Origin of the sequence: Maribacter antarcticus DSM 21422, assembly GCF_000621125.1 — a bacterium.
Taxonomy (GTDB): Bacteria; Bacteroidota; Bacteroidia; order Flavobacteriales; family Flavobacteriaceae; genus Maribacter; species Maribacter antarcticus.
Genome location: NZ_JHZC01000021.1, coordinates 36,246 through 50,998 on the forward strand (window position 1 = coordinate 36,246; position 14,753 = coordinate 50,998).

Here is a 14,753-nt window from a genome sequence, read left to right on the forward strand (position 1 = left end):
AAATAGAAAGTTAACCAAAACTAAAAGAGGTACAGCCAAACTAAAAAAAGCCAAACTAGCAGAATCCGTGTAGGGTACGATACAGGCAATTAGCAGTGAGACAGAAAAAATAAAATTCAGATAGAACACTATCCGGTTTAAAAAGGACAATTTTCTCATAGGCTCTAGTCCCCCTTACCAGCTTGGAACAAGAAGTCCTTTTCTGCCTTTGATAAGCTCTCATAACCAGATTTGCTTATTTTATCCAAAATGGCATCTATCTTCTTTTGGCTGCTTTGCTTATCATATTGTGCTTTGGACGTTGTGGTAGCCCCCCTCTTTTTGCTCTTATAGACGGTTTTTAAAGGCGCCTTCTTTTCACTTCCCTTAAAAAGATTTACTATAGCATCTAAAAATCTTGAAAACCCGGCTCCTATATCAGAACCATTAACCAATTGTCTCGCGTACCAATAGCCTAATAATGCGCCTCCCAGGTGGGCTAAATGCCCACCTGCATTGCCACTTGCTGGTAATTGTATTAAATCCATCAACACCACAAACGCACCTATATACCACAGTTTTACGTTGAAGAAAATCAACCGTACTTCTTGGTTGGGCATGTACGCACATATAAAAATTAAAATAGCACTGGCACCTGCAGAAGCTCCAATCAAATACGCATTTACATTGAAAAAAGCGGGGAAAATATTGTAGCCTACAAAAAAGAACAGACCACCCATAATAACACCAAGGAAGTATACATTTAGAAAACGCCTAGCATCGAACAGATTAAGAAATATACGCCCCACAAAATATATAAGCAGCATATTCCAAAAAAGATGACCAAATCCTCCATGAAAAAAAGAATAAGTAACTATGGACCATGGCTGTACTAAAAAATCGAAAAAATCCTTTGGCAGTTCAAACCATTGTACGATGCTATTACTAGGCAATCGTAATAAAAAGGTAGTTAGACGCTCCACAATAAATACTAACACGTTTATAGCAATTAGCTTTTCTGCAATCGATAACCTACTAAACTGATATTTTAAATTTCCTTGCGTCATCTTCTAATTCCACCTATTTTCATTAAACTGATTCTTCTTCCAGTACCACATCATCAAAAATCCAAAAAGTGCTCCGCCAATATGGGCAAAATGGGCAATTCCCTGTCCAAAAAGGCCATAACCTGTCACACCGGAAAATAAATCTAGCCCTATCAACACAGGAATAAAATACTTAGCCTTCACAGGAACGGGAATAAACATTAGGAACAATTCGCTGTTTGGATAAGACATTCCAAAGGCTACTAACACCCCATAAATAGCACCTGAAGCACCTACTGCAGGTGTGTTGTAGGCACTAAGAAAATTCTCTATTGTAGATTTACCTGCAATGTTATACCAGTCTGGACTGTATTGTCCGCTAGATATAATTTCCATTACACTACTTTCCGAAATTCCAGCATCTACCAGAGCGGAAATCCCAGCATTAAAATGATAGTAATTTACCCCAGTATGAATAAGGGCAGCACCAATTCCTGCAGAGAAATAAAAGAAAAAGAATTTATTCCTACCCCACATTCGCTCTAATGGCGTACCAAAAGCCCACAATGCGTACATATTAAATGCAATATGCATAAAGCCGCCATGCATGAACATATGAGAAAGTATTTGCCAAAGTCCAAAATTCTCGTTCTTTGGAAACCATAGCGAAAACCACTGGTACATCTGATCCCCATACATTTGGGTTGCAATAAAAAATAAAACATTAATAATCAATAAATGCTTTATCGCATCTGTTAGTCTACCCATTTATATAAATTTTCTATCAATATCATTTTCCGTAATTATTACGTAGGTACGCTTATTAAACGGACTCAGTGTAGCTTCCTTACAAGCGAACAAATCGTTTACCAAGGCCATTTGAGACCTATCGTCTAAAAACTCCCCTGTTTTAACCGAAAGGGTCTTGGATAAGGTTTTAGCCAACATATCACTCTGCGAAAAACTATCGGCAGAAATTTCCATTTGAAAATCAGAAATCAACTGCTCCATAACCATCTGAACCTCGCTTTCTACCACCACCACCGGAACACCTCTTACTTCAACAGTTTCCGCACCAATTTCTCCGAACACAAATCCTACCGCACAGAGATTGTCTTTAATCTCTTTTAATATGTCCAATTCAATTTTAGAAAAAGATAAGGAAAGTGGAAACAATAATTGCTGGCTTACGGCCTCCTTTATCGTTATATTTTTAAGGAAATTTTCATAAAGTACACGTTGGTGGGCCCTACTTTGGTTTATGACCACCATACCAGATTTGATTGTGGTGATAATATATTTTTTGCGGAGCTGAAACGTAGTTGTTACGCGATTACCCTGATCTTTTTCAGAGTCAAAAATAGTACTATTTATTTCTTCAGATTCAAAAGCGATGGTACTTGGTCTAAATTCTTGCTTATTAACATTTAACCCTTCGTACAGGTTTTCCCAACCCTTTGCGCTGGTCTTTGTGTAACTTCCACCATTTGAAACGGTGTGGGTTTCGTCCTTAAACGGATTGAAACCTGCATTTACAGATACCTTTGGCGTTGGCACCTGCTTATTCTGATGTGCATAAGGCGTATCTAAATTTTGATCCTGTTCAAAATCCAAAGCTGGCACTACATTAAACTGACCCAAACTATGCTTAACGGCAGATTTTATATAAGCGTACAAGGTGTGTTCATCATCAAACTTCACTTCGGTCTTCGTAGGATGTATATTGATATCTATGGTACTCGGGTCCACTTCCAAGCTTAAAAAATAACCAGGATGTGTTCCCGGCCTAATTAAACCTTCGAAAGCGCCAAGCACAGCATGATGTAAATAGGGGCTTTTAATAAACCTGTTATTCGCAAAGAAAAACTGCTCGCCCCTACTCTTCTTGGCGAACTCGGGTTTTTGAACAAAGCCAGAGATACGCACCACTTGTGTATCTTCCCGCACGGGCACCAGTTTCTCGTTTGCCTTTCTACCAAAGATATTAACGATACGCTTTCTAAAATCGTTAGAAGGCAGTATAAAAACCTCACCTCCGTTATTATAAAAATGAAATGCTATCTGTGGATGCGCCAACGCCACTCTATGAAACTCGTCAGTGATATGTCGGTATTCTACCTGGTCCGATTTTAAAAAATTTCGCCGTGCTGGAATATTAAAGAACAAATTTTTGACTAACATGGACGTACCTTTGGGCACCACCGCTACTTCTTGACTACTAATCTTACTACCTTCTATTTTAATATGGGTTCCTACTTCATCGGCTTCCGTCTTGGTCATCATCTCTACATGAGCAATGGCCGCAATGGAGGCCAAAGCCTCCCCACGAAAACCTTTGGTATTGAGATTAAAGAGATCTTCTGCTTTTTCAATTTTGGAGGTGGCATGGCGCTCAAAACTCAAACGCGCGTCTGTAACACTCATTCCTTTACCATTATCAACTACTTGTATAAGGGTCTTACCGCCATCCTTTACAATAAGCTTAATTTCAGTGGAACCCGCATCAATAGCATTTTCTAATAATTCTTTAACTACAGACGCAGGACGTTGCACCACTTCGCCAGCAGCAATCTGATTGGCCACGTGATCCGGTAATAGTCTAATAATATCCGCCATTATCAGAAAAAGAATATGGTGAGGTCAAAATCAATTATAAATAGAAAAATAAAAACTAAAATAGCCAAAATAACGACCATTCTTATTTTTAGAGTGCGATCGCCCTCTCTGCGAGTATCTTCTAACGCATTACTGATTTTATTCTTTAAACCTCGTTGGTTACTTAAGGTACTTCTATATTTATCAAATTTAGGCTCTAACTTGTACGGGTTTCCCTTGCCTTTATCGTCATAGTACCTAGGATTGTAGTCGTACTGTCTATTTCTACGCAACCGCGTTATTTTACTCAGCATTCCCATAGGTACAAAGTTACTCAAAAACCAAAAAAGGCCCGTTAAAAGAAGTGCCAAAATTTGTTAACACCCCCATCGGTTGCATATCTTATGGTAAATTTTCTGATGCAATCAAAAAAATATGAAAAAAATAAAACGAGATTCGTTAACCACTAAGTCCCCAAAGCAGCCATCTTAATAGCCGCAATAGCGGCTTCGGCTCCTTTGTTACCATGCTTACCACCACTACGATCTACTGCCTGTTGTAAGGTGTTGTCTGTAAGTACGCAGAAGATAACGGGAACATCTGTTTGTACATTCAGGTCCATAATACCTTGCGATGTTGCACTACAGACAAAATCAAAATGTTTGGTTTCGCCCTGTATTACACTACCAATGGCAATAACAGCATCAAAACCGCCTTGTTGGATCAATTTCTTACATCCGTGCGTTAACTCAAAACTACCGGGCACATTCCACCGTACTATGCTTGAATCATGGACGCCACAATCTAAAAGAGCCTTAACAGCTCCACTGTATAAACCTTCGGTTATTTCGTGGTTCCATTCAGAAACAACAATCCCAAACCGAAATTTATTCGCGCTTGGGATTGTTGTCTTATCGTAAGCCGATAAATTTTTATTAGCTGTTGCCATTACGCCCCTCCTTTTGCCATTCCAATGAACGCATCTATAGCGGTAGCCGCTTCAGAACTAGGAAATTCGTCCTTGATGCGTTGGAAAAAACCTAAAGCTTTGGACTTATCTCCCATTTCAAGGGCGGTTACACCCGCTTTATATAAAAATTTTGGTGTTGTATACGTATTTGTACTGTGTGCAGCTGCTGCCTCATAATATCCTAAAGCATCCGAAGCTTGCTCCAATTGCATAAAAGCATCTCCTAAACCTCCTTTTGCCAGTGCGCCAAGAATTTCATCATCAGAACTAAAACCTTCCAAATAATCAATTGCTTCTTGGTACTTGCTCATGTTTAAATATGCCATCCCAGAAGAGTAGCTTGCTAAATTAGCTGCTTTGGTACCGCTATATTCCTCCATAATATCTAAAAAGCCATACTTGCCCTCGGCACCTTCCAGCGCCAATGTAAACAACGAGTCCTTAGCCGTTGTGCTAGTTAAAGCCTGATCAAAATACTGTTGTGGATAATACATTTCGTTTGCTGCATCGCTCTCTTTAGGTTTTTGCACAAATTGTACATAGGCCAAATACCCCAATACACCTACAGCAATAACCCCTATAAAGCCTAAAATATAGTTTTGATTTTTGGAAACCCATTCCTCCGATTTGGAAGCTCCTTCGTCCAAGCTACTGAACACTTCTGCCGTTGTGCTCTCTTGCGCATCAAACTCCTGAATCTCAGCCTTAGTTTGTGGTTTAAATCCTCTTTTTTTATATGTTGCCATCTCTATATTTATTGGTCGCCCAAAAATAAAGTTTTTATTGAAATCCAATGGCGTATTTATTCGTTATTTTTGGATTATTCAAGTGAAATTGGTCTATCCAAATCAAAAATTCGATAAATTTTAATGTTTCTCAAAAAGGTATCGCTTCTTAACTACAAAAATTTTGAGTCTAAGGATTTAGAATTCGATTCAAAAATCAACTGCTTTGTGGGTGATAACGGTAAGGGAAAGACCAATATACTAGACGCTATTTACCACCTTTCTTTTGGAAAAAGCTATTTCAATCCGATTGCTTCTCAGAACATAAAGCACGGAACCGATTTCTTTGTGGTAGAAGGCCTTTTTGAAAAAGAAAATCGGGAAGAAAAAATTGTTTGTAGCCTAAAACGAAACAATAAAAAGATTATCAAAAGAAACGGAAAGGCTTACGAGCGCCTTGCAGAACATATAGGCCTATTACCACTCGTCATTATTTCACCCGCAGATCGCGACCTTATTTCAGAAGGCAGTGATGTACGGCGAAAATTTATGGACGGTGTCATTTCCCAATCGAACAAAACCTATCTCCAGTCCTTAATTAATTACAACAAAGTACTATCCCAACGAAACGCCCTGTTAAAATATTTTGCAGCCAACCATACTTTTGATAAAGCTACTTTAGCGGTGTATAATGAGCAACTGCATACTTATGGGTCGGAAATATTTGTAAAACGAACCGAATTTTTAGAAAAGTTCATCCCAATTTTCAAAACGCAATACAAAGCAATTACAGGAAATACGGAAGAAGTACACCTAAGTTACGACAGCAAACTGCACCATAGCGACATGGCCAGCCTATTGGAAAATGGTATAGATAGGGACAGGGCTTTACAATACACAAGTGTTGGCATACATAAAGACGACCTTAGCTTTACCATTACTGACTACCCCATTAAGAAATTCGGAAGCCAAGGGCAACAGAAGTCCTTTTTAATCGCTTTAAAATTTGCACAGTTTCAGTTTATGCAAGAGGTATCACAAACCACTCCTATTTTGCTTTTAGACGATATTTTTGATAAATTAGATGAGCATAGGGTCGCACATATTATTACCTTAGTAAACGATGAAAATTTCGGCCAAATATTTGTTAGTGACACCCATGCGGATAGGACCGAAAATGTGGTTAAAAAAATACATCAATCCTATAAAATCTTTAAACTATAACTATGAAACCTTTACTCCTTTTTTTAGGATTTACCCTGCTACTCTCCTGCACTTCAGTTAGTAAAGAAAAACTCAATCTTCTTAATGGATACTGGGAAATAGAACGGGTGGAATTTCCGAATGGAGGCCAAAAGGAATACAGAATGAGTACTGATATAGATTTTATACAATTGGAAGGATTAAAAGGGTTTAGAAAAAAAATGAAGCCTAGATTTGATGGTAATTACGAAACCTCCGATGATGCAGAACCCTTTCAAATAAATATACATGAAGGAGCATTCTATATAGTCTACAAAAATAACCTTAGCGAATGGCAGGAAACAATAACTGCGCTTAGTAAAGATAATTTTTCTATGCAGAATGAAGACGGTATCCTATACCACTACAAACGTTTTGAACCCATTAGTATTACTCCGTAATATGGCCAAAAGAGAAAATAACAATCTTAATATGAAAGAGGCATTATCTGCCTTTATCCAAAAGAATAAGCTGCAGGGTGGCATGGATAAAGTAGATGCCCGCGCCGCTTGGGTGCGACTTATGGGTAATGGTGTCAACAATTACACCACGGCTATTGAACTTAAAAACGACATACTCTATGTTTCCCTTTCGTCATCTGTACTGCGAGAAGAACTTAGCTTAGGTATATCAAAAATCATAAGTATGATGAACGAAGAACTAGGTAAAAATCTAGTCAGAAAAATAATACTCCGATAAGCAAGTATATCTTTATTATTGGTTTAAAGTATATTTCCAAGAATTAAGTAGCTAAAAAAATTGATATTCTTCCGCCAAAATCTCTAATAGGGTTAGCATGACCCTGAACCCCCAAGTAGCTTCACGTTAAGAACCAAAAAGACCGCTTCAAATACATTTGAAGCGGTCTTTTTATGTATTAAACTAGTTATAATAACTAGTAAATTTCCCTACCTGAAAAGTGAAAAGCACCTTCTATAGCAGCGTTCTCATCGCTATCTGAACCATGAACCGCATTCTCGGCGATATTCGTAGCGAACATTTTTCTAATTGTTCCTTCAGCAGCCTCCGCAGGATTGGTAGCACCGATTAAGGCCCTAAAATCCTCGACAGCATTTTCCTTTTCTAAGATAGCAGAAACGATAGGTCCTCTTGTCATGAATGCTACCAATTCACCAAAAAATGGACGCTCTTTGTGGATGGCGTAAAACTCCTGCGCATCCCTAAGGCTTAGCTGTGTATATTTCATAGCTACAATCTTAAATCCAGATGCTGCTATTTTTTCCAATATAGCCCCTGTATGACCGTTTACGACGGCATCTGGCTTAATCATTGTAAATGTTCTATGTGTACTCATATCTAAAATTTTGCGCAAAAATACGGTTTTCTATTCAACCCACAACTATTCATAGCGTTGTCGTACTTCTCCGAGTACCACGCCATTATCACCTAACATCTGCAATACTGCAGTTTTTGTTTTAAAATTCAATCGTACGGTGCCAAAACTTTCGGTACTTACCACCGATCCTACCCTAAAGGGGTTTGTTTCTCCAGTAAAACTTCTGTACGCATGCGTTAGACCACTGCTGGTAAAATCGATTAAAGGATAAGACACATCTGAAAGTTCAATTTTAGAAATCTCTGATATGTGACGATCACCGGACAGCACAAGAACGCCGTTTGCATTCGAATTGGCAATGGTGCGCTTAAAGCGGTCCACTTCGTGCGGGAAATTACCCCAACATTCAAATCCATGTGCATTGGAAAGGAATTGAATACTACTTACAATAATGTTAAAGTCGGCCTTTGAACTTGTCAGCTCTTGCTCCAACCAAGACCATTGCGCCGCTCCAAGCATTGTACCTTCTCCATATTCATTTGGCTTGGTTCGTTTCTTGGTTTCCGTATCTGGCGTTAGCGCCGTTCTAAAATACCGCGTATCCAAAACGAGTACTTTTACGCTTCCCTCGGCTGTTTGATACGCATGCGAAGCATAAACACCTTCTCGCTTTCTTCTTGGACTATCGGCTCCAACGTCCATAAAGTCCAAAAAGGCTTGCTGACTTTCTTTTTTAGCTAAGAATTCTGTTCCGCCATCGTTTAGACCGTAGTCATGATCGTCCCAAGTTCCAATGACAGCTACAGTAGTCATTAACTTCTTATAGCCTGGTATTTCTTTTTGTGCGGCGTACATACTCCTTAGCTTTTGCATGTCATCCGTATCTGCATAAATATTATCGCCACCCCAAATCCACACATCAGGTTTCGTTTGCTGTATATCGTCCCATAATACATTAGGTAAGGAGGTTTTATTACAGGAGCCGAAGGCAATGGTAAAGGCATCATTAGCTTTTGTCGTCTTTTTAATTGAGCCACAAGAGATGGTTACCATAAAGCAAAGAAGTAAAAGTGTTTTTCTCATTACAAATTAGGGTTAGAAATACAAAAATACACTTTCATTTTTACCTTTATGGTATTAAATTGTATCTTTGCCGCCATGAATTTAGAGCACATAAATGCCCTCAAAAAACTACTTTCCGCACCAAAGAAAATAGCGGTTATCCCACATAAAAATCCCGATGGCGATGCCATCGGTTCTACCCTAGCGCTCTGGCATTACCTCAAGAGCAAGGGGCATGAAACGGTGGTCGTAGCACCCAATGATTTTCCTAAATTTTTAAAATGGATGCCAGGGGCAGAAAGCGTTTTAAACTTCGAAAAAGAAAACACACAAGCAAAGAACATTCTTCACAATGCGGAAATCATATTTACGTTAGATTTTAATCATCTTGGGCGTGTTGGCCAAATGACGGAGTACTTGGAAAAAGCAGCTGCTGCTTTTGTTATGGTAGACCATCATCAAGAACCATCGGACTATGCAGAAATTATGTATTCCGATGTACATATGAGTTCTACCTGTGAAATGGTGTACCACCTTTTGGATTATTTAGATGCAACCGATGACATCACCTCAGAAATGGCGAACTGCATCTATACCGGAATCATGACAGATACAGGTTCCTTTAAGTTTAAAGCGACCACAAGCACCACACATAGAATAATTGCGGACCTCATAGACAAAGGCGCAGACAATACAGCCATACATAGCCGTATCTACGATACCAATTCGCCAAGTAGGCTGCATCTCTTAGGATGTGCTTTAAAAAACATGGTGATTTTAGAAGCATATAATACAACCTATATTACGCTTAGCCAAAAAGAGTTAGATCAATATAAGTTTACCAAAGGGGATACCGAAGGTTTTGTAAACTACGGCCTCACCTTAGACAATATTCGCTTTGCGGTTATATTTATTGAAAACAAAGAAGAAGGCATCCTTAAAATATCCTTTAGGTCTGCAGGTGATTTTGACGTTAATAATTTTGCTAGACAATTTTTTAACGGAGGCGGACATACCAATGCGGCAGGAGGAAAAAGTGATTTTTCCATTGCTGAAACGATAAGCTATTTTGAATCTTTATTACCACAATTTAAAAAAGCCCTTACCAAATGAAAACAAGTTTTTCAGGTTTTATAGTACTACTCATACTAATAAGCTGCAATGGTCCAGAACCCAGGAAACCAGTACAGACCAGAAGCGGGAGTTTTTTCAAGGCCTCTATAGAACGTAGCCAAAACTTATTAAAAGCAGAGGAGCAAAAAATACAAGAAATCATCAAAACCGATTCGCTAAAATACTACAGCCATACGGCATCTGGTTCATGGTATCATTACCTCGTCGTAAACGATAGTGTAAACTACACGCCAAAAACAGATGACCTTGTTGTTATGACCTACAATCTGCTTACTTTGGAGAACGATACCTTGTACTCGAAGGAAGAAATTGGAGTTGTATCCTATAAGGTAGACAAACAAGAGCTTTTTATCGGACTCAGGAACGCAGTAAAATTACTAAAGGAAGGCGAAAAAGCTACCTTTTTATTCCCTTCCTCTTTGGCTTTTGGAATACACGGAGATAGTAAAAAAATCGGAATCAACATTCCTTTAAAAGCAACGATTCGAATTTTAAAGATTGAAAAACAACAACTTAAATCAGATATTTAAATTTACCATTATGTTCAAGAAATTATATGTTTTAGCCGTATTCGCACTTGCCTTGGCTAGTTGCAAAACAAGTAGTCGTGCAGATTTGGGAGAGGGCCTGTTTGCAGAAATCAAAACCAGCAAAGGGGATATCGTCGTGCGTTTGGAGCATGACAAAACCCCAGTTACCGTTGCTAATTTTGTATCCTTAGCAGAAGGTAATAGTCCCTTCGTTAGCGAAAATTTTAAAGGTAAAAAATACTATGACGGACTCATTTTCCACCGTATTATGAAAGATTTCATGATACAAGGTGGGTGTCCTACCGGCACGGGAACAGGAAACCCGGGCTATCGCTTTATGGATGAAATTAACGACTCCTTGGTACACGATAGAAAAGGAATTCTTTCCTCTGCGAACAGTGGCCCAAGCTCTAATGGAAGTCAGTTTTTTATCACCCACAAACCTACCCCTTGGTTAGATGGTATACATACTATTTTTGGAGAAGTGGTAGAAGGTATGGCTGTAGTAGACTCTATTGCCAATGTTCCTGTGGCAGCAGGCAATAAGCCAGTAGACAGCGTAAGTATGAATACGGTAGAAATTATCAGGAATGGAAAAGAAGCCAAAAAATTTGACGCCGTTCAAACAATGACGGATTACTTCAACAACGAAGAAGAACGTTTGGCAGCCATAGAAAAGGAAAAAGCAGAAAAACAAGCTGCTATGGCTGGTATGATGGCTGAATTTGCAAAAGAACTGGAAACACAATCTGAGAAAGCTACACAACTTCCATCCGGGCTAAAGCTGTTAGTGTTGAAAGAAGGCGATGGTGAGAAACCGAAAATTGGCCAAAAAGTAGATGTGATGTACTCCGGTTATTTGCCCAATGGTACACTGTTTGAAAGCAACTACGAAGAAATAGCCAAGAAATATAACACCTACGATGAAAAAAGAGCGCAAGGTGGTGGGTATATGCCAGCAGCAATGACTTATTCGACTAATTCTGGACTAGTTGCAGGATTCGAAGAAGGCATGTTACGTATGAAAGTGGGTGATAAGATGCGTTTGTTCATACCTTCTCATATGGGTTGGGGAGCGCAAGGCGCGGGTCCAATCCCACCAAATTCCGATGTCATTTTTGATGTAGAACTCACTGGAACTAGATAGTCCAAAAGTTTACATATAGAGGAATATAAAATTAAAAAATCAGCCTATATGCTCCTGAAAACAGTGGTTTTCTTGGCATATAGGCTGATTTTTTTTACTTGCCCTTTCCTGTAGTTCAACAAAGGAAAAAGAACGTAATAGCAAAGCAAATACGATAACCGATACAACGCATGATGACAAACACCCTATGGCGTTTGCTTCAAAAGCGCCGTCAAAAATTTCCAAAATTTCTGCACAGATGAAATAGAGACCCGTTCATCTGGTGAATGTGGGCCTATAATAGTAGGTCCAAAACTTATCATATCCATCTCCGGGTAGTTTTGTCCAAGAATACCACATTCCAAGCCCGCATGGCATGCCACTACCCTAGCCTGCTCTTTAAACAAATCTTGGTATAAGCCCTTGGCAACTTTTAAAATTTTAGAATTTGGATTTGGATGCCATCCCGGATAAGATCCGCTAAAGACCACTTCAAATCCGGCCAAATCAAAGACCGATTTTAACGAATGAGCCAAGTCCATTTTTCCGGTTTCCACAGAAGAACGTGTCAAACAACCAATGGTAATTTCTCCATTCTTTACTTCTATCTTAGCGATATTATTAGAGGTTTCTACCAAATTAGGTATAGCGACACTCATCACATATACCCCGTTAACAGCAGCATAAACACCCTTAATGAGTTTTCCTTGTGCACCTAGGCCCATTACTTTTTTTGATGCTTCTACGCCCGTAATCTGAATATTCAAATCGGGTTCTACAAGCGTCAATTCTTGTTTAATTTCCTCTACGACAGCAGTTACAGCTTCCAAGAAGGAATTTACCTGCCTTTTATCAATATTCAGTAAACAAACACTTTCCCTTGGTATGGCGTTTCGTAAACTGCCTCCCTCCAAACTTCCAATACGCATATGAAAAGCTATACCAGCATACAGTAGTCGGTTCATAATCTTATTGGCATTCCCTAGACCTTTGTCAATATCGATACCACTATGGCCGCCTTTAAGTCCATTTACTTTAATTTGATAACCAACATCCCCATGAACCGATATTTTTTCAGTATAACTTCGGGTAGCTGTCACATCTATACCGCCTGCACATCCGATATCAATCTCATCATCCTCCTCAGTATCCAAATTCAGTAATAACTCCCCTTTAAGAATTCCTCCCTTTAACCCAAAAGCACCGGTCATCCCAGTTTCTTCATCAATCGTAAACAAAGCTTCTAAGGGGGGGTGCGCAATGGTCGTGCTTTCCAACAAGCTTAGAATTGCCGCTACGCCCATACCATTATCGGCACCCAAAGTCGTTCCTTTTGCTTTTACCCAATCGCCATCCACGTACATTTGAATGCCCTGTGTGTTAAAATCAAAAATAGTATCCGCATTTTTTTGGTGTACCATATCCAAATGCGATTGTAAAGTCACCATTTTTTTGTGCTCCATCCCTTTACTGGCGGGTTTTCTGATAATCACATTCCCTACTTCGTCCTCAACCGTTTCTAGACCCAAGGCTTTTCCAAAATTCATGACAAAGGCAATCACTCGTTCCTCATCTTTAGAAGGTCTAGGCACCGCATTGAGCTTCGCAAAATTGGTCCATACAGAAATAGGCTGTAATTGAGATAATTCTTTGTTCATAGCATTATAATATCAACTTCAAAAATACTAACAGAAAAAGGATTTCGCTATTTTTGAGGCAATGAAGATGAACTTAAAAACAGGAATTGCCCTTTCCCTGCTTCCTCAAATTATACTAGTTAAATGGCTTGGTTCCCATACCAATTGGATTGAAACCTATTATAGCCATGGGGTATACCCCGTTGTTTCTCAATTTTTCAGGTGGCTGTTCGGGTGGATTCCCTTTTCTATTGGAGATGTACTATACACTTCCTTGATACTGCTGGCCCTTGGTTACCTATATAAAAACGGGCGCAGCATACTAAAAAACAAGTTCCGGTTTTTAAGGGATGTGACGATGGTACTTTCCATTGCCTATTTTACCTTTCATTTGATGTGGGGCTTTAACTATTACCGAGAGCCCATTGCAGCTAAGTTTCAGTTGAAAGAAACCAAAGACTATCAAGAACTGGTAGATTTCACAAGGCAATTGATTACGAAGACCAACGAAACGCAACTTAAAATCACCAAAGATTCCGCCCTAAAAGTAGCTATTCCCTATACGCATAAAGAACAATTTGACATGACTTTGATGAGCTACGAAAAGCTTACAAAGAAGCACCCCTTCTTGGCATATGAGCACCCTAGTATAAAAACATCAGTATTTAGTAAGGCGTTGACGTATATGGGCTACGCTGGATATCTTAATCCCTTTACCAATGAAGCACAGGTAAACGGACTACTCCCAAACTTTCGATTTCCGGTAGTCGCAGGGCATGAAATAGGACATCAATTGGGCTATTCAGCAGAAAACGAAACCAATTTTATCGGCTACTTGGTCACAGCCAACAATGAAGACACCTATTTTAAATATGCAGCTTATTCGTATGCGCTGGGCTACTGCCTTAATGATGTTCGCAGGGGCGATACCGTCGTTTTTGATGAACTGCTCACCAAACTTAATGGTGGGGTAAAATTAAATTTTCAAGAGATGTCGGTGTTTTGGAATCAATATGAAAATCCGTTAGAACCCGTTTTTAAGTCGATATTCAATTCCTTTTTAAAAGCAAACAATCAATCGCAAGGCATACAGAGCTACAATGCAGTGGTCTCATTATTGATTGCGTATCATAAGGAGAATCCTCTTTAAAGTGCATGTGTCAAGTTCAAGTTCAAACTCAAATATCAAATTCAAACACGAGCAAGTCATCCTTCATCGAGCATCAAAGCAACAAATGGCTAGGTCACGAACCCATTAAGGCATCACTTCATCTTTCTCCTCGCTCCTCGCAAAGGCATTTTAGGTAGTACACCTACCAACTTTTTACTGATTACTTCTCCTTCAATACTAGGTAGTTTTTACTACGTACTTTTCACTCATTGCTTTTCACTCATTACTTTTCACTCATT

16 protein-coding genes are annotated in these 14,753 nt (G+C 39.1%); 7 read left to right on the forward strand and 9 right to left on the reverse strand.

The features are described from left to right. Positions 1-164: 164 nt before the first annotated feature. From Q360_RS0115350 to Q360_RS0115375, 6 genes are all read right to left on the reverse strand, one after another. Complete coding sequence (locus Q360_RS0115350) at positions 165-1,046, reverse strand: rhomboid family intramembrane serine protease (protein ID WP_027077869.1); 882 nt, start codon at positions 1,044-1,046, stop codon at positions 165-167. Between the two features lie 3 nt (positions 1,047-1,049). Then, positions 1,050-1,793: a rhomboid family intramembrane serine protease gene (locus tag Q360_RS0115355; protein WP_027077870.1), complete on the reverse strand. Its 744-nt coding sequence runs from the start codon at positions 1,791-1,793 to the stop codon at positions 1,050-1,052. Continuing rightward, positions 1,794-3,641, reverse strand: coding sequence for a DNA mismatch repair endonuclease MutL (gene mutL, locus Q360_RS0115360; protein ID WP_027077871.1), 1,848 nt, complete (start codon positions 3,639-3,641; stop codon positions 1,794-1,796). It lies immediately after the preceding gene. A gap of 2 nt (positions 3,642-3,643) precedes the next feature. Next, positions 3,644-3,913, reverse strand: coding sequence for a riboflavin synthase subunit beta (locus Q360_RS0115365; RefSeq protein WP_316931540.1), 270 nt, complete (start codon positions 3,911-3,913; stop codon positions 3,644-3,646). Between the two features lie 173 nt (positions 3,914-4,086). Further along, entirely contained in the window at positions 4,087-4,569 is a 483-nt protein-coding gene (gene ribH / locus Q360_RS0115370) for a 6,7-dimethyl-8-ribityllumazine synthase (protein WP_027077873.1), read from the reverse strand. Then, positions 4,569-5,336: a tetratricopeptide repeat protein gene (locus tag Q360_RS0115375; protein ID WP_027077874.1), complete on the reverse strand. Its 768-nt coding sequence runs from the start codon at positions 5,334-5,336 to the stop codon at positions 4,569-4,571. Before Q360_RS0115375 ends, ribH begins: the two co-directional genes overlap by 1 nt. Positions 5,337-5,459: 123 nt before the next feature. Here Q360_RS0115375 and recF point away from each other — a divergent pair, with 123 nt between their 5' ends. From recF to Q360_RS0115390, 3 genes are read left to right on the forward strand one after another with little or no spacing between them, the layout of a single operon-like run. Continuing rightward, on the forward strand, positions 5,460-6,539 hold the full coding sequence (gene recF, locus Q360_RS0115380) for a DNA replication/repair protein RecF (RefSeq protein ID WP_027077875.1): 1,080 nt from the start codon (positions 5,460-5,462) through the stop codon (positions 6,537-6,539). 2 nt (positions 6,540-6,541) lie between these two features. Next, the gene (locus tag Q360_RS0115385; protein WP_027077876.1) at positions 6,542-6,958 is read left to right on the forward strand and encodes a hypothetical protein; all 417 of its coding nucleotides are present in this window, start codon (positions 6,542-6,544) and stop codon (positions 6,956-6,958) included. Position 6,959: 1 nt separating this feature from the next. Next, a complete protein-coding gene (locus tag Q360_RS0115390) occupies positions 6,960-7,256 on the forward strand; it encodes a DUF721 domain-containing protein (RefSeq protein WP_027077877.1) in 297 nt (98 codons plus the stop codon). A gap of 196 nt (positions 7,257-7,452) precedes the next feature. Here the strand turns inward: Q360_RS0115390 and Q360_RS0115395 are convergent, their stop codons facing one another. Together Q360_RS0115395 and Q360_RS0115400 are read right to left on the reverse strand one after the other, a co-directional pair. Further along, positions 7,453-7,872, reverse strand: coding sequence for a nucleoside-diphosphate kinase (locus Q360_RS0115395; protein WP_027077878.1), 420 nt, complete (start codon positions 7,870-7,872; stop codon positions 7,453-7,455). Positions 7,873-7,917: 45 nt separating this feature from the next. After that, positions 7,918-8,937, reverse strand: a complete 1,020-nt coding sequence (locus Q360_RS0115400) for an alkaline phosphatase D family protein (protein ID WP_027077879.1) — start codon at positions 8,935-8,937, stop codon at positions 7,918-7,920. A 75-nt stretch (positions 8,938-9,012) separates the two neighbouring features. On the opposite strand from Q360_RS0115400, the gene Q360_RS0115405 reads away from it, so the two are divergent. Genes Q360_RS0115405 through Q360_RS0115415 form a run of 3 tightly spaced genes read left to right on the forward strand, consistent with a single transcriptional unit; the run spans position 9,013 to position 11,727 of the window. Beyond that, complete coding sequence (locus tag Q360_RS0115405) at positions 9,013-10,029, forward strand: DHH family phosphoesterase (RefSeq protein WP_027077880.1); 1,017 nt, start codon at positions 9,013-9,015, stop codon at positions 10,027-10,029. Then, positions 10,026-10,580, forward strand: coding sequence for a gliding motility-associated peptidyl-prolyl isomerase GldI (gldI, locus tag Q360_RS0115410; RefSeq protein ID WP_027077881.1), 555 nt, complete (start codon positions 10,026-10,028; stop codon positions 10,578-10,580). The genes Q360_RS0115405 and gldI overlap by 4 nt, the downstream gene beginning before the upstream one ends. 10 nt (positions 10,581-10,590) lie before the next feature. Continuing rightward, positions 10,591-11,727: a peptidylprolyl isomerase gene (locus tag Q360_RS0115415; protein ID WP_027077882.1), complete on the forward strand. Its 1,137-nt coding sequence runs from the start codon at positions 10,591-10,593 to the stop codon at positions 11,725-11,727. Between the two features lie 185 nt (positions 11,728-11,912). Here Q360_RS0115415 and Q360_RS0115420 read toward each other — a convergent pair whose 3' ends face one another. Further along, on the reverse strand, positions 11,913-13,364 hold the full coding sequence (locus Q360_RS0115420; RefSeq protein ID WP_027077883.1) for an aminoacyl-histidine dipeptidase: 1,452 nt from the start codon (positions 13,362-13,364) through the stop codon (positions 11,913-11,915). Positions 13,365-13,425: 61 nt separating this feature from the next. Here Q360_RS0115420 and Q360_RS0115425 point away from each other — a divergent pair, with 61 nt between their 5' ends. Continuing rightward, positions 13,426-14,493, forward strand: coding sequence for a DUF3810 domain-containing protein (locus tag Q360_RS0115425; RefSeq protein WP_027077884.1), 1,068 nt, complete (start codon positions 13,426-13,428; stop codon positions 14,491-14,493). Positions 14,494-14,753: the final 260 nt, after the last annotated feature.